The organism is Methanosarcina sp. DH1 (assembly GCF_020804205.1).
In the GTDB taxonomy this organism is placed as follows: domain Archaea; phylum Halobacteriota; class Methanosarcinia; order Methanosarcinales; family Methanosarcinaceae; genus Methanosarcina; species Methanosarcina vacuolata.
In genome coordinates, this window is the sequence record NZ_WJBJ01000003.1 from 1 (window position 1) to 16,137 (window position 16,137).

Below are 16,137 nucleotides of genomic sequence, written 5' to 3' on the forward strand. Positions count from 1 at the left end.
ATGTAATATTATATCAATTTTTGAACTTAACTCGTATTCAAAGGTATTTTGAAGTATTATTTTAGAGGCTTAAAAAGTAATTTTATGCCAAAATACGTGATTTTAACAGATTTTTTAGGTTTTAGAGCATTTTTATCAATTTTGGTAGAGCCTCAAGTGAGAAAAGATTTGAAAACCTTGAGGACAGGGCTTTTTTCGTTGCTACTACCTGCACATGCTATGGTGTATTGAACATGTTCTATGTTATCTGATAAAAACTTGCTTTAATTACCTGATGACTCAGTAAAAATGGTATCATAGGCAAATTCGTGCTCAAGTGCCTGCAATCTTGTACCAATTTATTCTTAAGTTTATGCAATCTTGCACCTATTTTTTCTTTTAAGTTTCTGCAATCCGGCAGCAGTTTTTCGCTCACCAGCTTTTTCGCTTATAAGCAGGAATAAGCCAAAAATAGATCTTCTATCAGACCGATGTATAAAAGGGGACTTTATGGAGGCATTTATGGGTACAAGCGGCTGGTATTATGATTGGAACAAAAAGAAGAACCTTGACTGGTTTATCCAAAATTCCGGGCTGAACAGTGTTGAACTTAATGCCAGTTATTACAGGTTTCCTTCGCCTGAGCAGGTTGAAGGCTGGAACAGGAAGGGGACTGAACTCCGATGGAGCATAAAAGTGCACAGGTCTATAACCCACTGGCGACAACTCAGTGAAAGTTCCCTGGAAACTCTGGGAAATTTCCTTGAGCTTTTCCGACCCATGGACCATCTCATTGATTTTTACTTATTTCAGGTGCCTCCAAAGTTTGATGATGTCGAAAGGATACTCAGATTTGCAGAAGCCGCAAAACTTGGGAAACGGTTTGCCCTGGAGATCAGGAATAAAGCCCTGCTGGGAAATGATGAGGCGTGTGAAGAGCTTATGAGAAAAGTGACCCTGGTGTCCGTAGACTCGCCGGACTACAAAAACCGCATCTTCTCCGGAAAAAACGTGTATATGAGGATGCACGGAAGAGAAGGCTGGTACAATTACAATTATTCTCAGGCGGAAATTAGCGAAACTATCAGGGAAATCCGTGAATTCGGGCCTGAGAAGACCTATATTTATTTCAATAACGACCATAATATGCTGGATAATGCAAGAAAGGCATTGAGAGTTTTTTCAGGTTTGTAAACCTGGAATTATTTCCTTTATTTTAAAAAATCTGTCTTTTCCTGAATGTACGGACCTCACTCAATGGCGTTAGTTCTCACTTTTATATGTCAACTTAAAAAGTTCGGTTTCATTTGTTAACCTTTATTATGAATAAATTATTATATTAAGAGGTATATTCAAAGTTTAGTATGGAGATTCTGAGGAGTTAACAATCAGGTGCCTCAAAATCAAAAACGAATTTTTGAGAACCCAACCCACAACAAAGAAACCATTTACCCAGAATTCCCTGTATATATAAAAAAGAAGTGAAATATATGTTCTGGAGTAAGGACTATATTGTAGAAAGGCTGAGAAAAATCCCTAGAACCCTGGAAGACATTTCAATAGAAGTTTTTGAAGGTGTACCCCCCACAAACGATTTTTTACAAAAAGCTGGCCTTTCAAGCGAGAACTGTACAGATGCATCCTGCGTCTGCAAAGACTCTCAGATAAATGTGAGTATAGAACAGACGGGTATGGAAAAAGAACTCATATACCCTTATGTAGATGATTCCGTTTCGAATGAATTTGCGGTTCAGTCAACTCAGTACCAGTTTATGGTGCCTTATGAAATCCTTGACAATAACATAAGGAAAGAATACAGGATATTCCAGCCCGAGGAACTGAAAGCAAAATTTCCTGCAGCTTATAAACAGCTAATGGAAATCAAACAGCAGTCAATGGAAATTAAACAGCAGTCAATGGAAATCAAACAGCAGTCTGAAGCCAAAACACAGGAACTCATCTCGGCTGATTACCGTTTCGAAAATGAGAGTTTCCTGCGGTATATAAACACACCTAAAATTATCATTACCAGTAACTCCCGCCTTCAGGCCTCATATGATCCAACCGGAAAGCATGTTTTTGCAAACGGTGTAGGTGTTGTTCTCGGAGACCACACACTCTACCATTATGTTACGGCTGTACTCAACTCTTCAATAGCAAAGGCTTTTCCTGAGGTCTGGAAACGCAAAGAGGTGCAGAGCAGAGGCAAACTTAATTCACAAATGCTGAAAAGGTTCCCAATCGCGTTCCCTAAAAAAGAGGGTATCGAGAATGTTATAAGCACAATCTCCCTTTACCTGATTTACCTGAACAGGCAAAAACAAATGGCAAAAGCCTACGCGATACCCGGTTACCAGGAGCTCATTGACTTTTACAAGAGAATTTCGGATCTTCTGATTCTGGACACATATATTACAAATGATCTTGACCCGAGGCTTCTTGACGTCCTTGCTGAGAACATCACGGCATCCGATGGAGGATTTGAATACAGCGACGATATAAATCTCCTGATCGGACTTCAGGAAATAAAGAAGAACATTCTGAGTTCTCCGGACTTTGGCAATTGCAGATTCAGTAACGAGTTCACAAACATTCTCGCAACTCTGAAAAACAACACTGTCTGGTAAAAGAAAAAACTCAGCCAGTCCTGCGTTATTTTCCTTTCCAGATACTTTAACTTTTTATTTTCCGGACTTTTGACTTTCTTAGTTTCCGGATGTCTCGGCTTTTTATTTTCAGTACAGTTTGACGTCTCTTTTTCGAATATTCCTATTTCAAGCATGAGTTCTGTGAGTTGATACTGCACCAGGGAGTTGATACTGCACCAGGGAGTTGATACTGCACCAGGGAGTTGATACTGTGCTGAGAGAAACATGCCGTTTTTTAGCTTAAGGCGGCAAAGAGCCGTAGAGATAAAAAGTAATTCTCAGATGAAAGTAATTCTTAGAATCCGATCCGATAGATCCTGTCAGGCCTCCGTAGAATCGAAAACAAATTCCGCATAAACTGGATAGTGATCCGAAACAGCATCCGTTTCTTCTGAAGTCAGGTTATATTCAAGGTCATATCTGAACACGCCGCTGTTCCCTGTAAAATGAGGTTCCATATCTTCAGTAATTATTATTCTGTCATAGGTGCAGTTCGTGTCTCCGGTTGTAGTGTCCATACTGTTGTCTATCAGCCAGCAATACTCGTCACAGATCAGGGCATTTGCTTTATCCTCGTCAAAATAAGAACCGTCCGCATTCAGGTCACCCATAATAACGAAGTTATCTTCCTCAGGGAAGGTTTGTCTGGTACTATCAAGAACAGTTGAAAGGGAATTGATTTCTTCGGTGGCTTCGTCCGGGTCGGTGTGAACAGTTATCAGGACAAGACTGAAGGTTTCGTTCTTATCCTCAAAGGTTGCTATATAAGGCTGCCTGTGGAAAGGATCAGTTCCTTCGGGTTCGGGATAAGTATAGGGATCACCTTCCAGCTTTACCCTGTCACAGTCATAAATATATGCATACTGCTCTTTGCTAGAAGTCCTTCCAAGCCTCTCGCTAACGACATAGGAATAATTATCCCCTTCACTGTTCACAACCTTTATCAGTGCAGGAAGAGCAGTCTGGGAACTGTCCCGTATTTCCTGTACTGCAACAATATCGTAAGTGCGGAGAATTTCTGCAAGCGTATTCATTATCCTGGAATTTGAAGCTTTTTTGACCCCAAAGACCTGAATATTGAAAGCTCCAACCCTGAGTTTTTCTTCCTGGGAACCATGAGCATTAAGTGATGAAGAAGTTCCGTTTACCTCAACCAACCCTGATTGGTTTTCTGTAACGGTTTCGTCGGCATACGAGGCAACCTCGCTTGAACCCTCAGCTTCGGCATTGGTACCCCTGCTTGAACCCTCAGATGACTGGGATGGATTTTTCGCTGCATCTGAAACTCCTGATAAAGATCCTGAGTCCGAATTTTCTGCAGAGTCGGCATTCATTTGCTCAGTAGAGTCTATACATCCTGGCAAAAATACGAAAATTGCTGCAAGACAAATTAAAAATTTGTGATGTCCTTTAAAATTCATGGTTCACCTCTTATTCAGGCTTTGAGCACCTTAACTGAAATTTCCGGGCAATATTTGAAAAACAGCATTCAAAAAGAAATAACTCTGGTTTTATACTTTCTAGATTTATACATATATATAATGTATAATCTTAGATAAAAATAGAGGTTTATATTACCAGAACTTATATCATAGGTCATCGGCTAAGGAATTTTCTTACCTGAAAGTTATCGATTTTGCATTAGAAGCCTGCCTTAAATTTCGGCATATTTACATGAAATCAATACCATATTCCACCTCACTATCTATTATAACATTTGACAAATGTTGTGGAACTGAATACACTTTATCACTATTTCTCACTTAACCGGAGACGCATGAAGTAAAATATTGAAAAACTCTAAACGATGGAAAATAAGGTTGAGTCAAAAAGTCATTAGAAAATATAAAAGAAGACGTAATTAATCTCATAATAACTAAGGTTTTATTTTCCACCATTCTCTTTTTGCCACCTATAGTGGATTCCACGTTTTGAAAGCCAGCTATCTGGACCGTATTTCCCAATTAAGTCTAAGTGGTAGTCTAAATTCGGATGAACGGACCTCAAATAATCAAGTTTAGTACAGCTATAGCGATCGCTGCACTCCCAGCATCCGAGGTATCCTTTACCTTGCACGCAGTTCCTGATCTCACAGACAGTTTTTCCACCCCCTTCTCTGCAAGGTATAGAGCATTTTAATGATTTGATTTCCTTAAGTACCTTGATAAATACCGGATATTCTCCAAAGACAGGATTTTTTTCAGCTTTGAGTTTTGCATATTCATCAAACTGAAGATCGGAAAGGTTTTCTTCAAGTTTATGAACGAGATCAAACAGATCCTTGTTAGAAGGGATGCAATCGATACAACATAACCCACACCAAGCTGTGAACTTTTCATTCATCTTTTAACCTCAAGAGAAACAGTTGACCTCAAATATGCTATCAAAGTTATACTTTACACGCATTTCTCATTATAATATTATTGATCAGGATGAAGAAGAATGATGAACAGGGTATTGTAAAATGGATATAGGATGAAAAATCAAAGCTTTATGAACAATTTCACGATCTATAAAGACGTATAAAGTCTCTATATTTGAAGACAAGGAACATTATTAATCAAGTAAGAGACCTTGTGGGTTGTCCTCTATTATCTGGTTGATGTTATTCTCAAATGTTCGTAAAGTAGTTTTCAGGTCCTTTTTGTTCTGAACCTCAGTGAAACTGGAGCTGACCTGTATTTCTTGCATGAAAACGCAATCATTTGTCATACTGAATATTTAATCATGGTAATATCAACCATGTGACACCTGATGACCACCCTATGGGAGTGGTAGAAACACCCTGTGGGAGTGGTAGAAAAATAGATTACTTTGCCTGATTCTGCAGCTTTACTTTGTAGTTGCTACAGCTTTATTTTGTAGTACTGGAAAAAATCCACACTTGGAGCCTAAGCAGTTTCCGAATGAATGCAAAGTCCAGTAAAATATTTGAAGTACACATTATTAATAAGTTCGATTTTCAAAGATCAAAAGATTGATAAAGTAGAATAGCTTCAATTGAATTCAGCGATACCGGACAGCTGGTCTAAGATAAGCAGTGCTCAGGCGCTACCCTCAAATTTTTTCGGTTAGCTATAGAGGAAATGATTTATAATGTCAAGCAAGACAACATTTGAAATAGAAGATAAGTGTCTTCCATCTTTCTTCGTGAAGCAGAAAATCTCAATTGAAAAAGGAGATGGAGTTTATGTATGGGATGAAGAAGGGAAGATGTATATTGATTTCACAGCAGGTTGGGGTGTAACATGTATTGGTCATGCAAACCCGGTCATCACTGAAGCCTTGATCGATCAGGGAAGAAAGATAATTCAAAACCCCAATTCGGGACTTACATATTCTCCTGCACGTGCACGTCTACTGTCCTTACTTACAGAGATTCTACCTCCAAATCTTACAAGAGTATTCTTCACAAATAGCGGAGCCGAAGCAAATGACGCTGCCATCAAACTTGCTCGAAAAGTAACAGGCAGGCCCGACATAATTTCTACAGATCAAAGCTTTCACGGACGTACGATCAGTACAACATCGGCAACAGGTCAGGCCAAGCACAGGGATAGGTATAGTCCTCTGATGCCTAATTATCGGTTCGTTCCCTATGATGACCTGGAGGCTATGAAACGTTCTCTGGACGAGAATGTTGCTGCAGTAATTCTTGAACCAATTCAGGGAGAAGGTGGGGTTCACATACCTTCTGAAGGATACCTGAAAGAGGTAAGCAACCTGTGTAATAAGAATGGCAGCCTGTTGATCGTGGATGAGATCCAAACCGGATTTTTCAGAACAGGGCCAACTTTTGTTACAAGTTCCTGTGGTGCAAAAGCAGACTTTATGACAATGGCAAAAGGAATTGCAGGTGGTTTCCCATTTGGTGCTTTTGCTTTGTCTGAAGCCGTTGCAAAGAAACTCGAGATCGGGGACCATGGAGGTACATACTGTGGCAACCCTCTTGGTTGTGCCGTTTCCTACGCAGTGATAAAATACCTGATAGATAACAACATTTCCCAAAATGTGAAAGAAATGGGCTCTTTTGCCCTGGAAAAAATGAGTTTATGGCCAAAAATTTATGGGAATGTAATTGCCGACATACGGGGAAAAGGGCTTCTTATTATGGTAGAATTCCAGAGCGAAGACATCGCTTCAAATGTCAAAAATGAGTGTTTGGAAAGAGGTTTATTTGTTACTCAAACTCAGGGTAATGGAATCAGGATATTTCCCGCACTAAACATCAAGAAGGAAGAGTTAGAGAAAGGCCTTTTAATTATCGAGGACGTGATTAAGAAAACTAACCTTACCTTCTGTTAGTTTACGCAGCCCAAATTTATTATATACATATAAATATATATAATGTGAAATTATTCGTGGGCGTGCGAACGATTTATATATTCTAAATACAACTTATCTAAAGATATTATGGCAAAACCTGAGAATAAAACCGAGTTTTTTTACAATGATAACGGACTGGTAGCAATAGGCAGTCCTGTGAAACTCCAGATCCTTAACTTGCTCAGGGAAGAACCCAGATCGTTTGATGAAATCGTAAAATTTACAGCAAAAGCCAAATCAACTATTTCCGTACACCTCAACAATCTAAGGTCATGCGAGCTTGTGGAAGAAAACTTTGACCCGGCAGATCGCCGCCGAAAAATTTATTATCTCACTTCCCGCTACATGGGTTGTTCTCAGGAGCCTTTCACAGAGCATTACAGAAATTTACTGGAAAAGGTTCCTGCATGCGGAAACAATAGGTCCTGCTTCACAGAAATCCTGCTCCACGCGCTTTACTTTGGCTTTGAAGCATATGGGATTGATAATACCCCTGTTGTAAAAATAATAGGAACCGATCTCGGAAGATCTGTTTCCCACATTTTTGAATCCGAGACTCCTGAAGAACTCCTGAGGGAAATAGGGGATTTTCTGGAATTCCAGGGGAAGTGCAGGGTTACAGTACTTGTGGACCCTCCTGCTCTTCAGATTGAAGACAATTTCAAAGCCAGATCAACACCGATAATAGGAAAACCTTTTTGCACCTTAACGGAAGGTATTATTGAGGGAATTCTCAAAGGAAAACTCGAGAAGGAGTACAGAGTTACCGAGACCGAGTGTTACGGATCAGGACATAGACACTGCCTTTTTAAGATAACAGTATAAATTCCTTTACCGCACAAACAGTATTACATATGAATTATTATTAATAACTCTGGATTTTAAGTGTCCTTCTATTCTCAAAACTAACTGGCTTATAAAATTTTACTCGGTACAGCTCTTTTTTTCGGGCTTCAGCTCATTTCCCACGTTATATTTTCCCAATCAGGGTGCAGCTTTCAGCGAGCGTCACCGATTACGACTCCCATCTCGGATTTCAGGCGAGGCCCTATTGCTGCAACTATACCAGGCCCGTCGGTGTTTTCCCGGCAGACGATTGCATGTTCCAGCAACCCAAGGCGCTCGATTTCATAAATGTCCCTTCCATGACCTGTCTTTTTAATCGCGCTTTTGATTTCCGAGCGGGTTGCCCCGTTAACAGTTACTCTATCAGTAGCTGCTTTTTTCCAGCCCCACCAGATATCAAGCTGCTTTTTGGTGAGACGAGCTTTTAAATTCTTATTCGCCTTAATAACCTCAATCTCAACCGGCAAATGGGGGATAAGGCCGAATCTCGAGGCAAGCTGTTTTGACTTTCCGCTGCCCAAAGCTTTCAGTTCTTCGGTTTCAACTTTTACAGGCACCCCGATATTGACCAGAAAAGCGTCCTCTCCGAAAGCCTGGAGAAAACCCAGATACACCTTTCCGGGTTCAGCTTTTTTTGCAGGCGTCCCATATCTGGTGGCCAGCAGATTCGCAGACACTTCCTCGTCCTCGCCTTCAAGGGTGAACTCAACCCAGTTTTCAGGGGTAATAGAAATCGCAATTTTTACTTCAAGGTCTTTCAATTCATTCTCGACCAGAGTTTTCAAAAGCCCAGCCATTCTTTCCCGGTTCTTTCCGTAAATATACTGGAGGGTTACAACTTTTATCATATTTTTCCTACCAATTTTCTCTTCTGCTTTGTTTTTACCGGGAACTGAATAATTCCTCAGCTCCTGAGGTAAGCTTCCAGAAGCTTTTCACTTTCTTCCAGAGCTGAGATTACAGTCTCATTAATGGGGCTTTCTGCCCTTTCAATCTGATTCTGGAGTTTTTTAATGTCCCTGCTATAAGGGCCAAGTTTCCGGGAAATTGTATCCTTACTATCTCCCTGCTTGATTGCGTCCCTATGGATACTTTCGATTTTGTTCCTGAGTTTTTGGATTTTCTCAAAAATTTCGGCATTCAGAGGGTCAAGCTCTTCTGCCTGTTCAGGCTCTTTACCGCCTTCCTTTTCTGCAGCTTCTTCCCTTTCAGGACCATTATCCAGGGACTCCTCTTTCTTATCCTTCAACGGCTCCTCTTCAATTAAATCCCTGAACTCTTTAAGAGCAGCTTCGACCTCTCTTCCGTATTCGGTAAGTTCGACAAACTTTATCCGCCCCTCGAATGTGAATCTTATAAGTCCGCACTGTTCCATTTTCGCGAGGATCCTTGTTGTATGGGCAAAGGTGGAGTCTATCTCTTTAGAAATGACAGACGCATAGGTCTTACCCATTGAGCCTATAAACAGCAGCGCACGAGTGGGTTTTTCCTGCAAAAATAACTTTTCTGGATTTTCGTCGGACATAATATCACATTGGAATTTCTCTAGCGGATTACTTCTAGATCTGAGTCAAAGCACTTTAAGTATTCTTCAATGGTTTATATAATACTGGGATTCTTCAGTGAGTTATATAATACTGGGATTCTTCAGTGAGTTATATAATACTGGGATTCTTCAGTGAGTTATATAATACTGGGATCCTTCAGTGGATAATACTGAGACAATTCCTAACCTTTACTTTTACCTCTGCATTTTTATATGAGGAACTCACTCTGAAAGCGCCCTGATTATTTCCTTAATTTCTGTAATAGGCGCATCGGTTCGGAATGAAGTACCGCTGAAATGAGTCCTTGATGCTTCAAATCCGTGGGCTTTAAGGGCTACGATCAGGATTTCTATCCCGGTTGCAGAAGCTCCAAGTTCTTTACAGATAACATGCTGGTCATAGAACATCGGGATATCGAGTTCGTCCCTGCAGAAAGTAATTATTTTTTTTGCTTTATCTTTTGTGTTTAGAGGATGCACTTCAAGTTCGGAAATAACCTCATCACAGAATGCCTGCTCCCTGAATGGCCCAAGCCATAGAGGGCCTGCAATTTGTGTGGAAGCCCCACAAACAGGGCATTCTTTCTCGATATGTACTGCAAGTCCGTACACAGGCTCTCTAAACCCACATTTTGGACAATGAATACTGAAGCCTATTGACTTTAGAGTTCGGTCAGTTTGTTTTGTTCCAGGGAGAACGTCGAGGTATGCGCGAACATAATGGCGCGTCACATGGGAAAGCAAAGGTGACATTCCTTTTTCATGCTTTGCAAGCTCTCTGGCACACGCCCCCAGGAGGACTCGAAGCCCCATTTCACTGTGATATTCCGTATTAAGGGGTACAGCCGCATATTTCCGTATCCCGGCTTTCAGGTGAGCCCCGCATAAGGGAGCCGTATCTGTTGCTGTAACCGACAGCATACTCCTGACCGAGGCTGATGCTGCGTCCAGGAAGGGCGAAGGAGTACCAAAAGGGTCAATGTCCACGATATGGTATTTTTGCTCGTGAAGCAGCACATTTGCACTCTTGCGGGTAGCCAGGGTTTTTTCCTCAAGCCCGTTAATTTTGATATTTTCCTTTATAAGTTCAAACGCTTCAGGACTCCAGTCATTCATAGTCGCATGGATCCCTACTTCGCCTGCAATCCGAAGCCCCCTTATCCCTGACGCTGAAAAAGCGTCCACATAGCGGACTTCTTCCCTGAGAAGCTCTTTTCTCGAAAGAAGCCTTTTCACAAATGCAGCCGTAGCTGCAACATTAATATCGCGGTTAAGCTCCATCTCCGGATTGTAAAAAACCGGAGCTGCCGAGGGAGGGAAGGTGGCATCCGGAGGCGGTACCGGAACTGAAACCTTTGTTGTGCCTTCGACTATAGTTTTATATATCATTTGAAACTGCTATACTTTGGGATCTTATTTTACAGTAATGGTCGTCTGCATTTTAGGATATCCTTTTACACTGAAATTGTAGCTTCCTGACTCATTGAACGTATACTCCAGAGTATTTCCATATACAAGCCTTTGGTCCTCGAAAAGGCGCTCCTTGCTGGTAAGGGTAAGCACACTGGACTCCTGGTAATTTCTCCAAACAACTGTATCTCCGATATTGATTTTCAGGCTTGAAGGAATCATAAGATAATTCTTAAGCCTTACAAGGTGTGACGTCGGTACGGTCTCACCAGGCCGGATGGTTCCAGCTTGCCCCCTTTCCCCGGTCCAGGCTTCTGTTTGCTCCATCTCAGGTTCATTAGTCATTCCGGAAATTTCCGCGTCTTCTGGCGTGTCTAAATATACCTGTGTTCCCGTTTCTTCCGGAGTTTCCATTTCTTCCTGTGTTTCCGTTTTTTCCGGTGTCCACGTTTCTTCCTGCGTTCCTACGGGTGTTCTCACTTCTCTTTGTCTTTGCGAACCTCCTGAACTGCCGCTTGCCTCCCGGTCTTTTTTCCCATTATCCTTTTCGTCTTCCGAGCTCAGGCAGCCTGATATTATTACTGATAGGGCTATCAGGAGTAAAATTATTTTTTTTGTTTCCAATCCCCTTCCCCTTATTACTAATCTACCTTTTGTATTCCCAGTTTAATATAAGCCATTTATAAATAATAATGCTTTCTTAGAACAGTTCTTTCAGCCGGAGTTATTTTTGAAGCGAAGGCGTGAATTTCGGATGATAAGCGCTGATCTGGATCATATAATAAGGAACTAATTTTAGCAATAATCAGATCATTTTAGTAATAAGTGGCGAATTTTAGTAATCTGGAACGAATTTTAATGCTAGTTTGTATGTTGTTCAGGAACGTAGTTCTAAAGGTCTCAGAAAGCCTTAGAAAAGAACATGCATACTTAAGGAGAAGCAAATTAAGATGTATATTTACCCAGAGATGCCCTGATTTAAAAAGCGTCAAAAATAGATTGCCAGGAAATTTTATTGGCCAAAATTTTATTGGCCTTTCCTGCAAATAGTTAGAACATCCATCAAGCTTGATATTCCCTGAACTTTCAACTCTTTAATTTTTAGAAACTATTTATCAGGGTTCATCAACACTAACGGTGACATTCATTCTGGACTGGCCGACAACACTGAATTTGTAGTCCCCTGTCTCGTTGAAGGTATATGTAAAAGTACGTTTGTACGAAAGTCTTGTATCATTGAAAATCTTTTCTTCACTCACGAGGGTAAGGACCCTTTTTGGGCTGTCTTCCATATTTACCCAGGAAACTGATTCTCCCTTTTTTATTTCAAGACTTGAGGAACTTATCCTGTTATTGATCAGTCTTAACACATATGGAGTGTCTTTAATTTCAGAAGATGAGATATTAAGTCTTCCATTGTCTCCCGAAGTTACGCTTTCTTCCGAGGTTAGGTTTTCTTCCGAGGTTAGGTTTTCTTCCGAGGTTAGGTTTTCTTCAGTGGTTACGTTTTCTTCAGGGGTTGCGTTTTCTTCAGGGGTTACATTTTCTTCCGGTGTATCTACAACAGTTGTATTTTCCACAGGAGTTACGGTTCCCTCCGGGGTTGCATTTTCCTCTGTTGAGGGTTGTTCATTCCCTGTGCATCCTGAAAGTAAAACGGCGCCGAATATAAGAAGCAGCACAAGTATTTTTGTTTTCATCTTATTCCTCACATCTTACGATTGTGAAATTTAGGAAATCAACAGATCAAATCAAAATCTATGTAATTTTAAGCTGATATTCAATTTGAAGCTTAACCATTTAGATTTTATTGACCCTTATTAACACCTATGTTGGTTTTTGTTTAATCTTAATTTAACCTTTATTGACCTTTTGAGGACTCAGTGTTTTTATTGATACAGTTTGTTCTTAAGGGAATTTCAAATCTTATTATTCTTTTTTAGGATAGTCCGTACTTATAAATGTATTTTCTACTTCCATTTCTATTTTTTAAAGTATTTTTGCATATTGATATATTTTTAAGAGACTTTTTATTATTTTCGGGTACATCACATTTTTATCTAATAAGTCCAGGGATGACTCAGTATCAAAATCTAGTGATGAATGTAAAATTCAAAATCACTATATTTTGTAATTGGTCACTTTTGTAATTGGTCACAATCCTTGTGATACAACTTAGGGATTGAGGTCTTTAGATATCGAATATTGATTTTAATGAAAACCTGATTTTTCTTGCTAATTCAGATTTTCAATCAAAAAATGCAAAAATCACTGGATTTTGGACCAGAGTCCCAGGGATGCGATGCCAAAAGTAGGGTCAGGTAATAGGGTCAGGCAATTATATCATTAATCACGCAGGTCTGCCTGCATTATGGGCAGTTTGTCGAATGTATCTGTGACCCTTTTAAATAGTTTGCCTGTATTTTGCCCAAAGCCCTAATTCAAGCCTCTAAATTAGGTTATACCTTTCTTGCAACACCGCTAAAAAAAGTATATTGTCTTTTATTATACCATTACTTATATACCATTACTTACATAGTAATAATTGGTCCATAGGGTCAAGTCCCGATGTATAAAGAAGACGTACAAAGAAAGTATGTAACTTAACTAAGGTAACTTGAATAAGGTAACTTAACTAAGGTAACTTAAATAAGGTAACTTGACTAAGGTAACTTAAATAAAGTAACTTAACTAAGGTAACTTAAATAAGGTAACTTGACTAAGGTAACTTAAATAAGGTAACTTAAATAAGTACTAACTTAACTGAGTACAGAACTAAACTACATTAAAATTGGACCAGGCCTTATGGATCACTTTATAAGTCTAAAAGGCTTTTTATTATATGATTTTTGACAATTCTTTTGATAACTCTCTGACTATTCTTTTGGTAGCCTCTTTTCGTTAAACTTTAATTAGTAATATTTTCATGCTTACATTTCCCTTTTGTTTCATCTACTTTACTTTTGTTGCACCTGGTGGTTGCTGTCGACTGAATCAGTTTTTAGGAATTATGAAGTTGGGGAACAAAATCAATTACGTCAAAAACTGTAGATTAAAGTCACGGTTTAGACAGTTAACGATCTGGTGCTGTTGGTTTTTCAGTTCAACTGCGTAAGTCCCAAACATACCATCTAGCAAGGCGTCACTGCATATGGAGGAGAAAGTCCCTGTCGGGAACATGCGGGAGATAATAATTGGTGATGGCTATTTCTTATTAAAAACTAAAACCAGTAACCTACACATATAACTATTTCTTATTGAAAACTAAAACAAGTAACATGCACACAATTTTTTATTACATTTTTACTTTTTTACATCACTCTAAATTTTATAGTAAATTCCGTCCCATTGCCTTTTTTTAGTTCAAGTTTGCCTTCTAACTGGTCTATGAGAGTGTTTACCAGTTGCATTCCAAGGCTAGCAGGATTTTCCAGATCAAAATCTCCAGGTATACCTACTCCATTGTCTGAGACTATCAGGATAAAACTGGTACCGTGAAATTCCTCTTGTTTGCTTCCTGCTATATTGTCTTTACATTCAATTGATTCTCCTTTACAAAGTTCAATTTGAATCTGCCCATTATCTCTGTCAACAAATGCATGTTTAAGAGAATTTGAAACGAGTTCATTGACAATTAGCCCTAACGGAACTACAGTATCCATATCAAAGAAAATATTTTCTTCCAGATCCATGTTCAATATAATATCGGCATTTCTAGATCTGTACGTCTGGAAAATGTTCTCAACAAGCCTCTCTAGATATTTAGAAGAGTTCAGTACATCGCTTCCCATGCCTTCGTGAAGCTCTTCGTGGATGAGAGCCATAGATAATACTCTATTCTGGCTTTCCCTGAAAGCTTCAACAACTTTCGTATCATTGAACTTATCAGCCTGAAGATCGAGAAGAGAAGAAATTACCTGAAGGTTATTCTTTATCCTGTGATGGATTTCCTTCTTACGGGCAGTTTCTATACTTTTAAGGAAATTTTCGGTCTTTTTTCTGTCAGTAATGTCTTTCAATACCCCGATAGCTTCACAAGGCTGGCTATCATAACCTGTAAGCCAGACTCCGTTATTTTCTATATAAATGCAACTTCCATCTTTTTTTCTCAACCTTAATTCTTCCTTAAATCTACCTCCAGTCTTTCTTGCACTCTGAAACTTTTCATCCCCACCACTCATATCTGTCAGATGGATATTTTTAAGCCATACTTTCTTTCCAAAACTCTGAAACTCTTCAAGGCTATACCCTGTAACTTCTTCTATAGCACCTGCCCAGCTACTCTTATCTGTTCTTAAATCATATTCATATACCACTTGCCCTGTCTGCTCTGTAGCGATTCTGTATCTTTCTTCACTCTTCCGGAGTTTTTCTTCGACTCTTTTACTTCTGGTCATATCTCTGGAGATAACTGAGATGGAAACCAGCTTTTTAAAGGTGTCAAAAATCGGAGAAAAAGTTACTGAAACGTTTATTATCCTGCCGTCTTCTCTTAACCGCAAAGTCTCATAATTGTGGATTTTGTCTCCCTGTTTAAACAGTTCAATTAATTCTTCTGTTTCCTCGACTAGGATGGGCGGTTCAAGGATGGATATGGGTTTCCCAATAATTTCTTTAGCTGAATAACCATAAGTTTGCTCTGCACCTCTGTTCCAGCTGGTAATAGTACCATCAAGCGAGATAGTTAAAATAGCATCATTTGATGACTCCACAATATCTGCTAAACTCCTGATTTTTTCTTCTTCCTTCTCATGCCTGGAATTTTTTATCTGTTCCAATTTTCCTTCCCTTTTGATTAACACAACCTGGTGGTTAATAGCCACCTCGATGATTTTGGTTGCATCGAACTTATCAAGAGAATAGGTACAGAGAGCGATCATCTGATAATTGCCTGTGGCACTGTCCAGTTTTATCTCATAGTTAACAAAATCACTCCAATTCTCTTTATCCAGCCACAAAGCATTTCCACTCAACCTCAATCCATCGTATCCACTCGCCAGGGCCTGGTTGAGTTTTTCAACAAGACTGCTTAAGACTCTCTCCGAATCAAAAACGCCCTCTTCTGCATAAAACCGACTGTAAGGAATAATTTGTATCTGCCCTTTATCCAAATAACTATCAATATAAGGAACAGTCATTCTCAGGAATTCTTTTGCATCTTTTACTTTCAGGGGTTCTGACAGGATCCACAAGCAAAACTCGTTATTATTCAGTCCTGTCTTGAAGTAAGGAACCAGTGTATCTATTAAATCTTCTTTTGTTTGATAGAATTGACAAATATGTGTACCCCAGGGTACATCTCCAATAATATCAATGCCAGATTTCCTCAGGCTTTCTTTCACTCTAACTTTCCTCCAAATAGAAGAATGTAAAGGCAAATGT

Annotated in this window: 12 protein-coding genes; 4 read left to right on the forward strand and 8 right to left on the reverse strand. The window is 39.5% G+C overall.

Annotated features, from left to right (window positions below; translation table 11 throughout):
* Window positions 1–489 precede the first annotated feature (489 nt).
* Together FXW07_RS01380 and FXW07_RS01385 are read left to right on the forward strand one after the other, a co-directional pair.
* Entirely contained in the window at window positions 490–1,173 is a 684-nt protein-coding gene (locus FXW07_RS01380; protein WP_229393420.1) for a DUF72 domain-containing protein, read from the forward strand.
* A 296-nt stretch (window positions 1,174–1,469) separates the two neighbouring features.
* Complete coding sequence (locus FXW07_RS01385) at window positions 1,470–2,606, forward strand: hypothetical protein (RefSeq protein WP_229393421.1); 1,137 nt, start codon at window positions 1,470–1,472, stop codon at window positions 2,604–2,606.
* A 341-nt stretch (window positions 2,607–2,947) separates the two neighbouring features.
* Here FXW07_RS01385 and FXW07_RS01390 read toward each other — a convergent pair whose 3' ends face one another.
* Together FXW07_RS01390 and FXW07_RS01395 are read right to left on the reverse strand one after the other, a co-directional pair.
* Entirely contained in the window at window positions 2,948–4,048 is a 1,101-nt protein-coding gene (locus FXW07_RS01390; protein ID WP_229393422.1) for an endonuclease/exonuclease/phosphatase family protein, read from the reverse strand.
* A gap of 463 nt (window positions 4,049–4,511) precedes the next feature.
* Window positions 4,512–4,970 (reverse strand): DUF3795 domain-containing protein, encoded by a 459-nt coding sequence (locus FXW07_RS01395; protein ID WP_229393423.1) that lies wholly within the window; start codon window positions 4,968–4,970, stop codon window positions 4,512–4,514.
* A gap of 753 nt (window positions 4,971–5,723) precedes the next feature.
* Here FXW07_RS01395 and FXW07_RS01400 point away from each other — a divergent pair.
* Entirely contained in the window at window positions 5,724–6,932 is a 1,209-nt protein-coding gene (locus FXW07_RS01400) for an aspartate aminotransferase family protein (RefSeq protein ID WP_229393424.1), read from the forward strand.
* Between the two features lie 108 nt (window positions 6,933–7,040).
* Window positions 7,041–7,778, forward strand: a complete 738-nt coding sequence (locus FXW07_RS01405; RefSeq protein WP_229393425.1) for a V4R domain-containing protein — start codon at window positions 7,041–7,043, stop codon at window positions 7,776–7,778.
* 173 nt (window positions 7,779–7,951) lie between these two features.
* Here FXW07_RS01405 and FXW07_RS01410 read toward each other — a convergent pair whose 3' ends face one another.
* From FXW07_RS01410 to FXW07_RS01435, 6 genes are all read right to left on the reverse strand, one after another.
* Window positions 7,952–8,647 (reverse strand): DUF2110 family protein, encoded by a 696-nt coding sequence (locus FXW07_RS01410; protein ID WP_229393426.1) that lies wholly within the window; start codon window positions 8,645–8,647, stop codon window positions 7,952–7,954.
* 56 nt (window positions 8,648–8,703) lie between these two features.
* On the reverse strand, window positions 8,704–9,324 hold the full coding sequence (locus FXW07_RS01415; protein ID WP_229393427.1) for a MarR family winged helix-turn-helix transcriptional regulator: 621 nt from the start codon (window positions 9,322–9,324) through the stop codon (window positions 8,704–8,706).
* A 243-nt stretch (window positions 9,325–9,567) separates the two neighbouring features.
* Entirely contained in the window at window positions 9,568–10,734 is a 1,167-nt protein-coding gene (locus tag FXW07_RS01420) for a tRNA (guanine(10)-N(2))-dimethyltransferase (protein ID WP_229393428.1), read from the reverse strand.
* 24 nt (window positions 10,735–10,758) lie between these two features.
* Window positions 10,759–11,379, reverse strand: a complete 621-nt coding sequence (locus FXW07_RS01425; protein WP_229393429.1) for a cell surface lipoprotein — start codon at window positions 11,377–11,379, stop codon at window positions 10,759–10,761.
* Between the two features lie 491 nt (window positions 11,380–11,870).
* Window positions 11,871–12,455 carry a hypothetical protein gene (locus tag FXW07_RS01430; protein ID WP_229393430.1) on the reverse strand — a complete coding sequence of 195 codons (585 nt, stop codon included), beginning with the start codon at window positions 12,453–12,455 and terminating at the stop codon, window positions 11,871–11,873.
* A 1,611-nt stretch (window positions 12,456–14,066) separates the two neighbouring features.
* A complete protein-coding gene (locus tag FXW07_RS01435) occupies window positions 14,067–16,097 on the reverse strand; it encodes an MEDS domain-containing protein (protein ID WP_229393431.1) in 2,031 nt (676 codons plus the stop codon).
* Window positions 16,098–16,137: the final 40 nt, after the last annotated feature.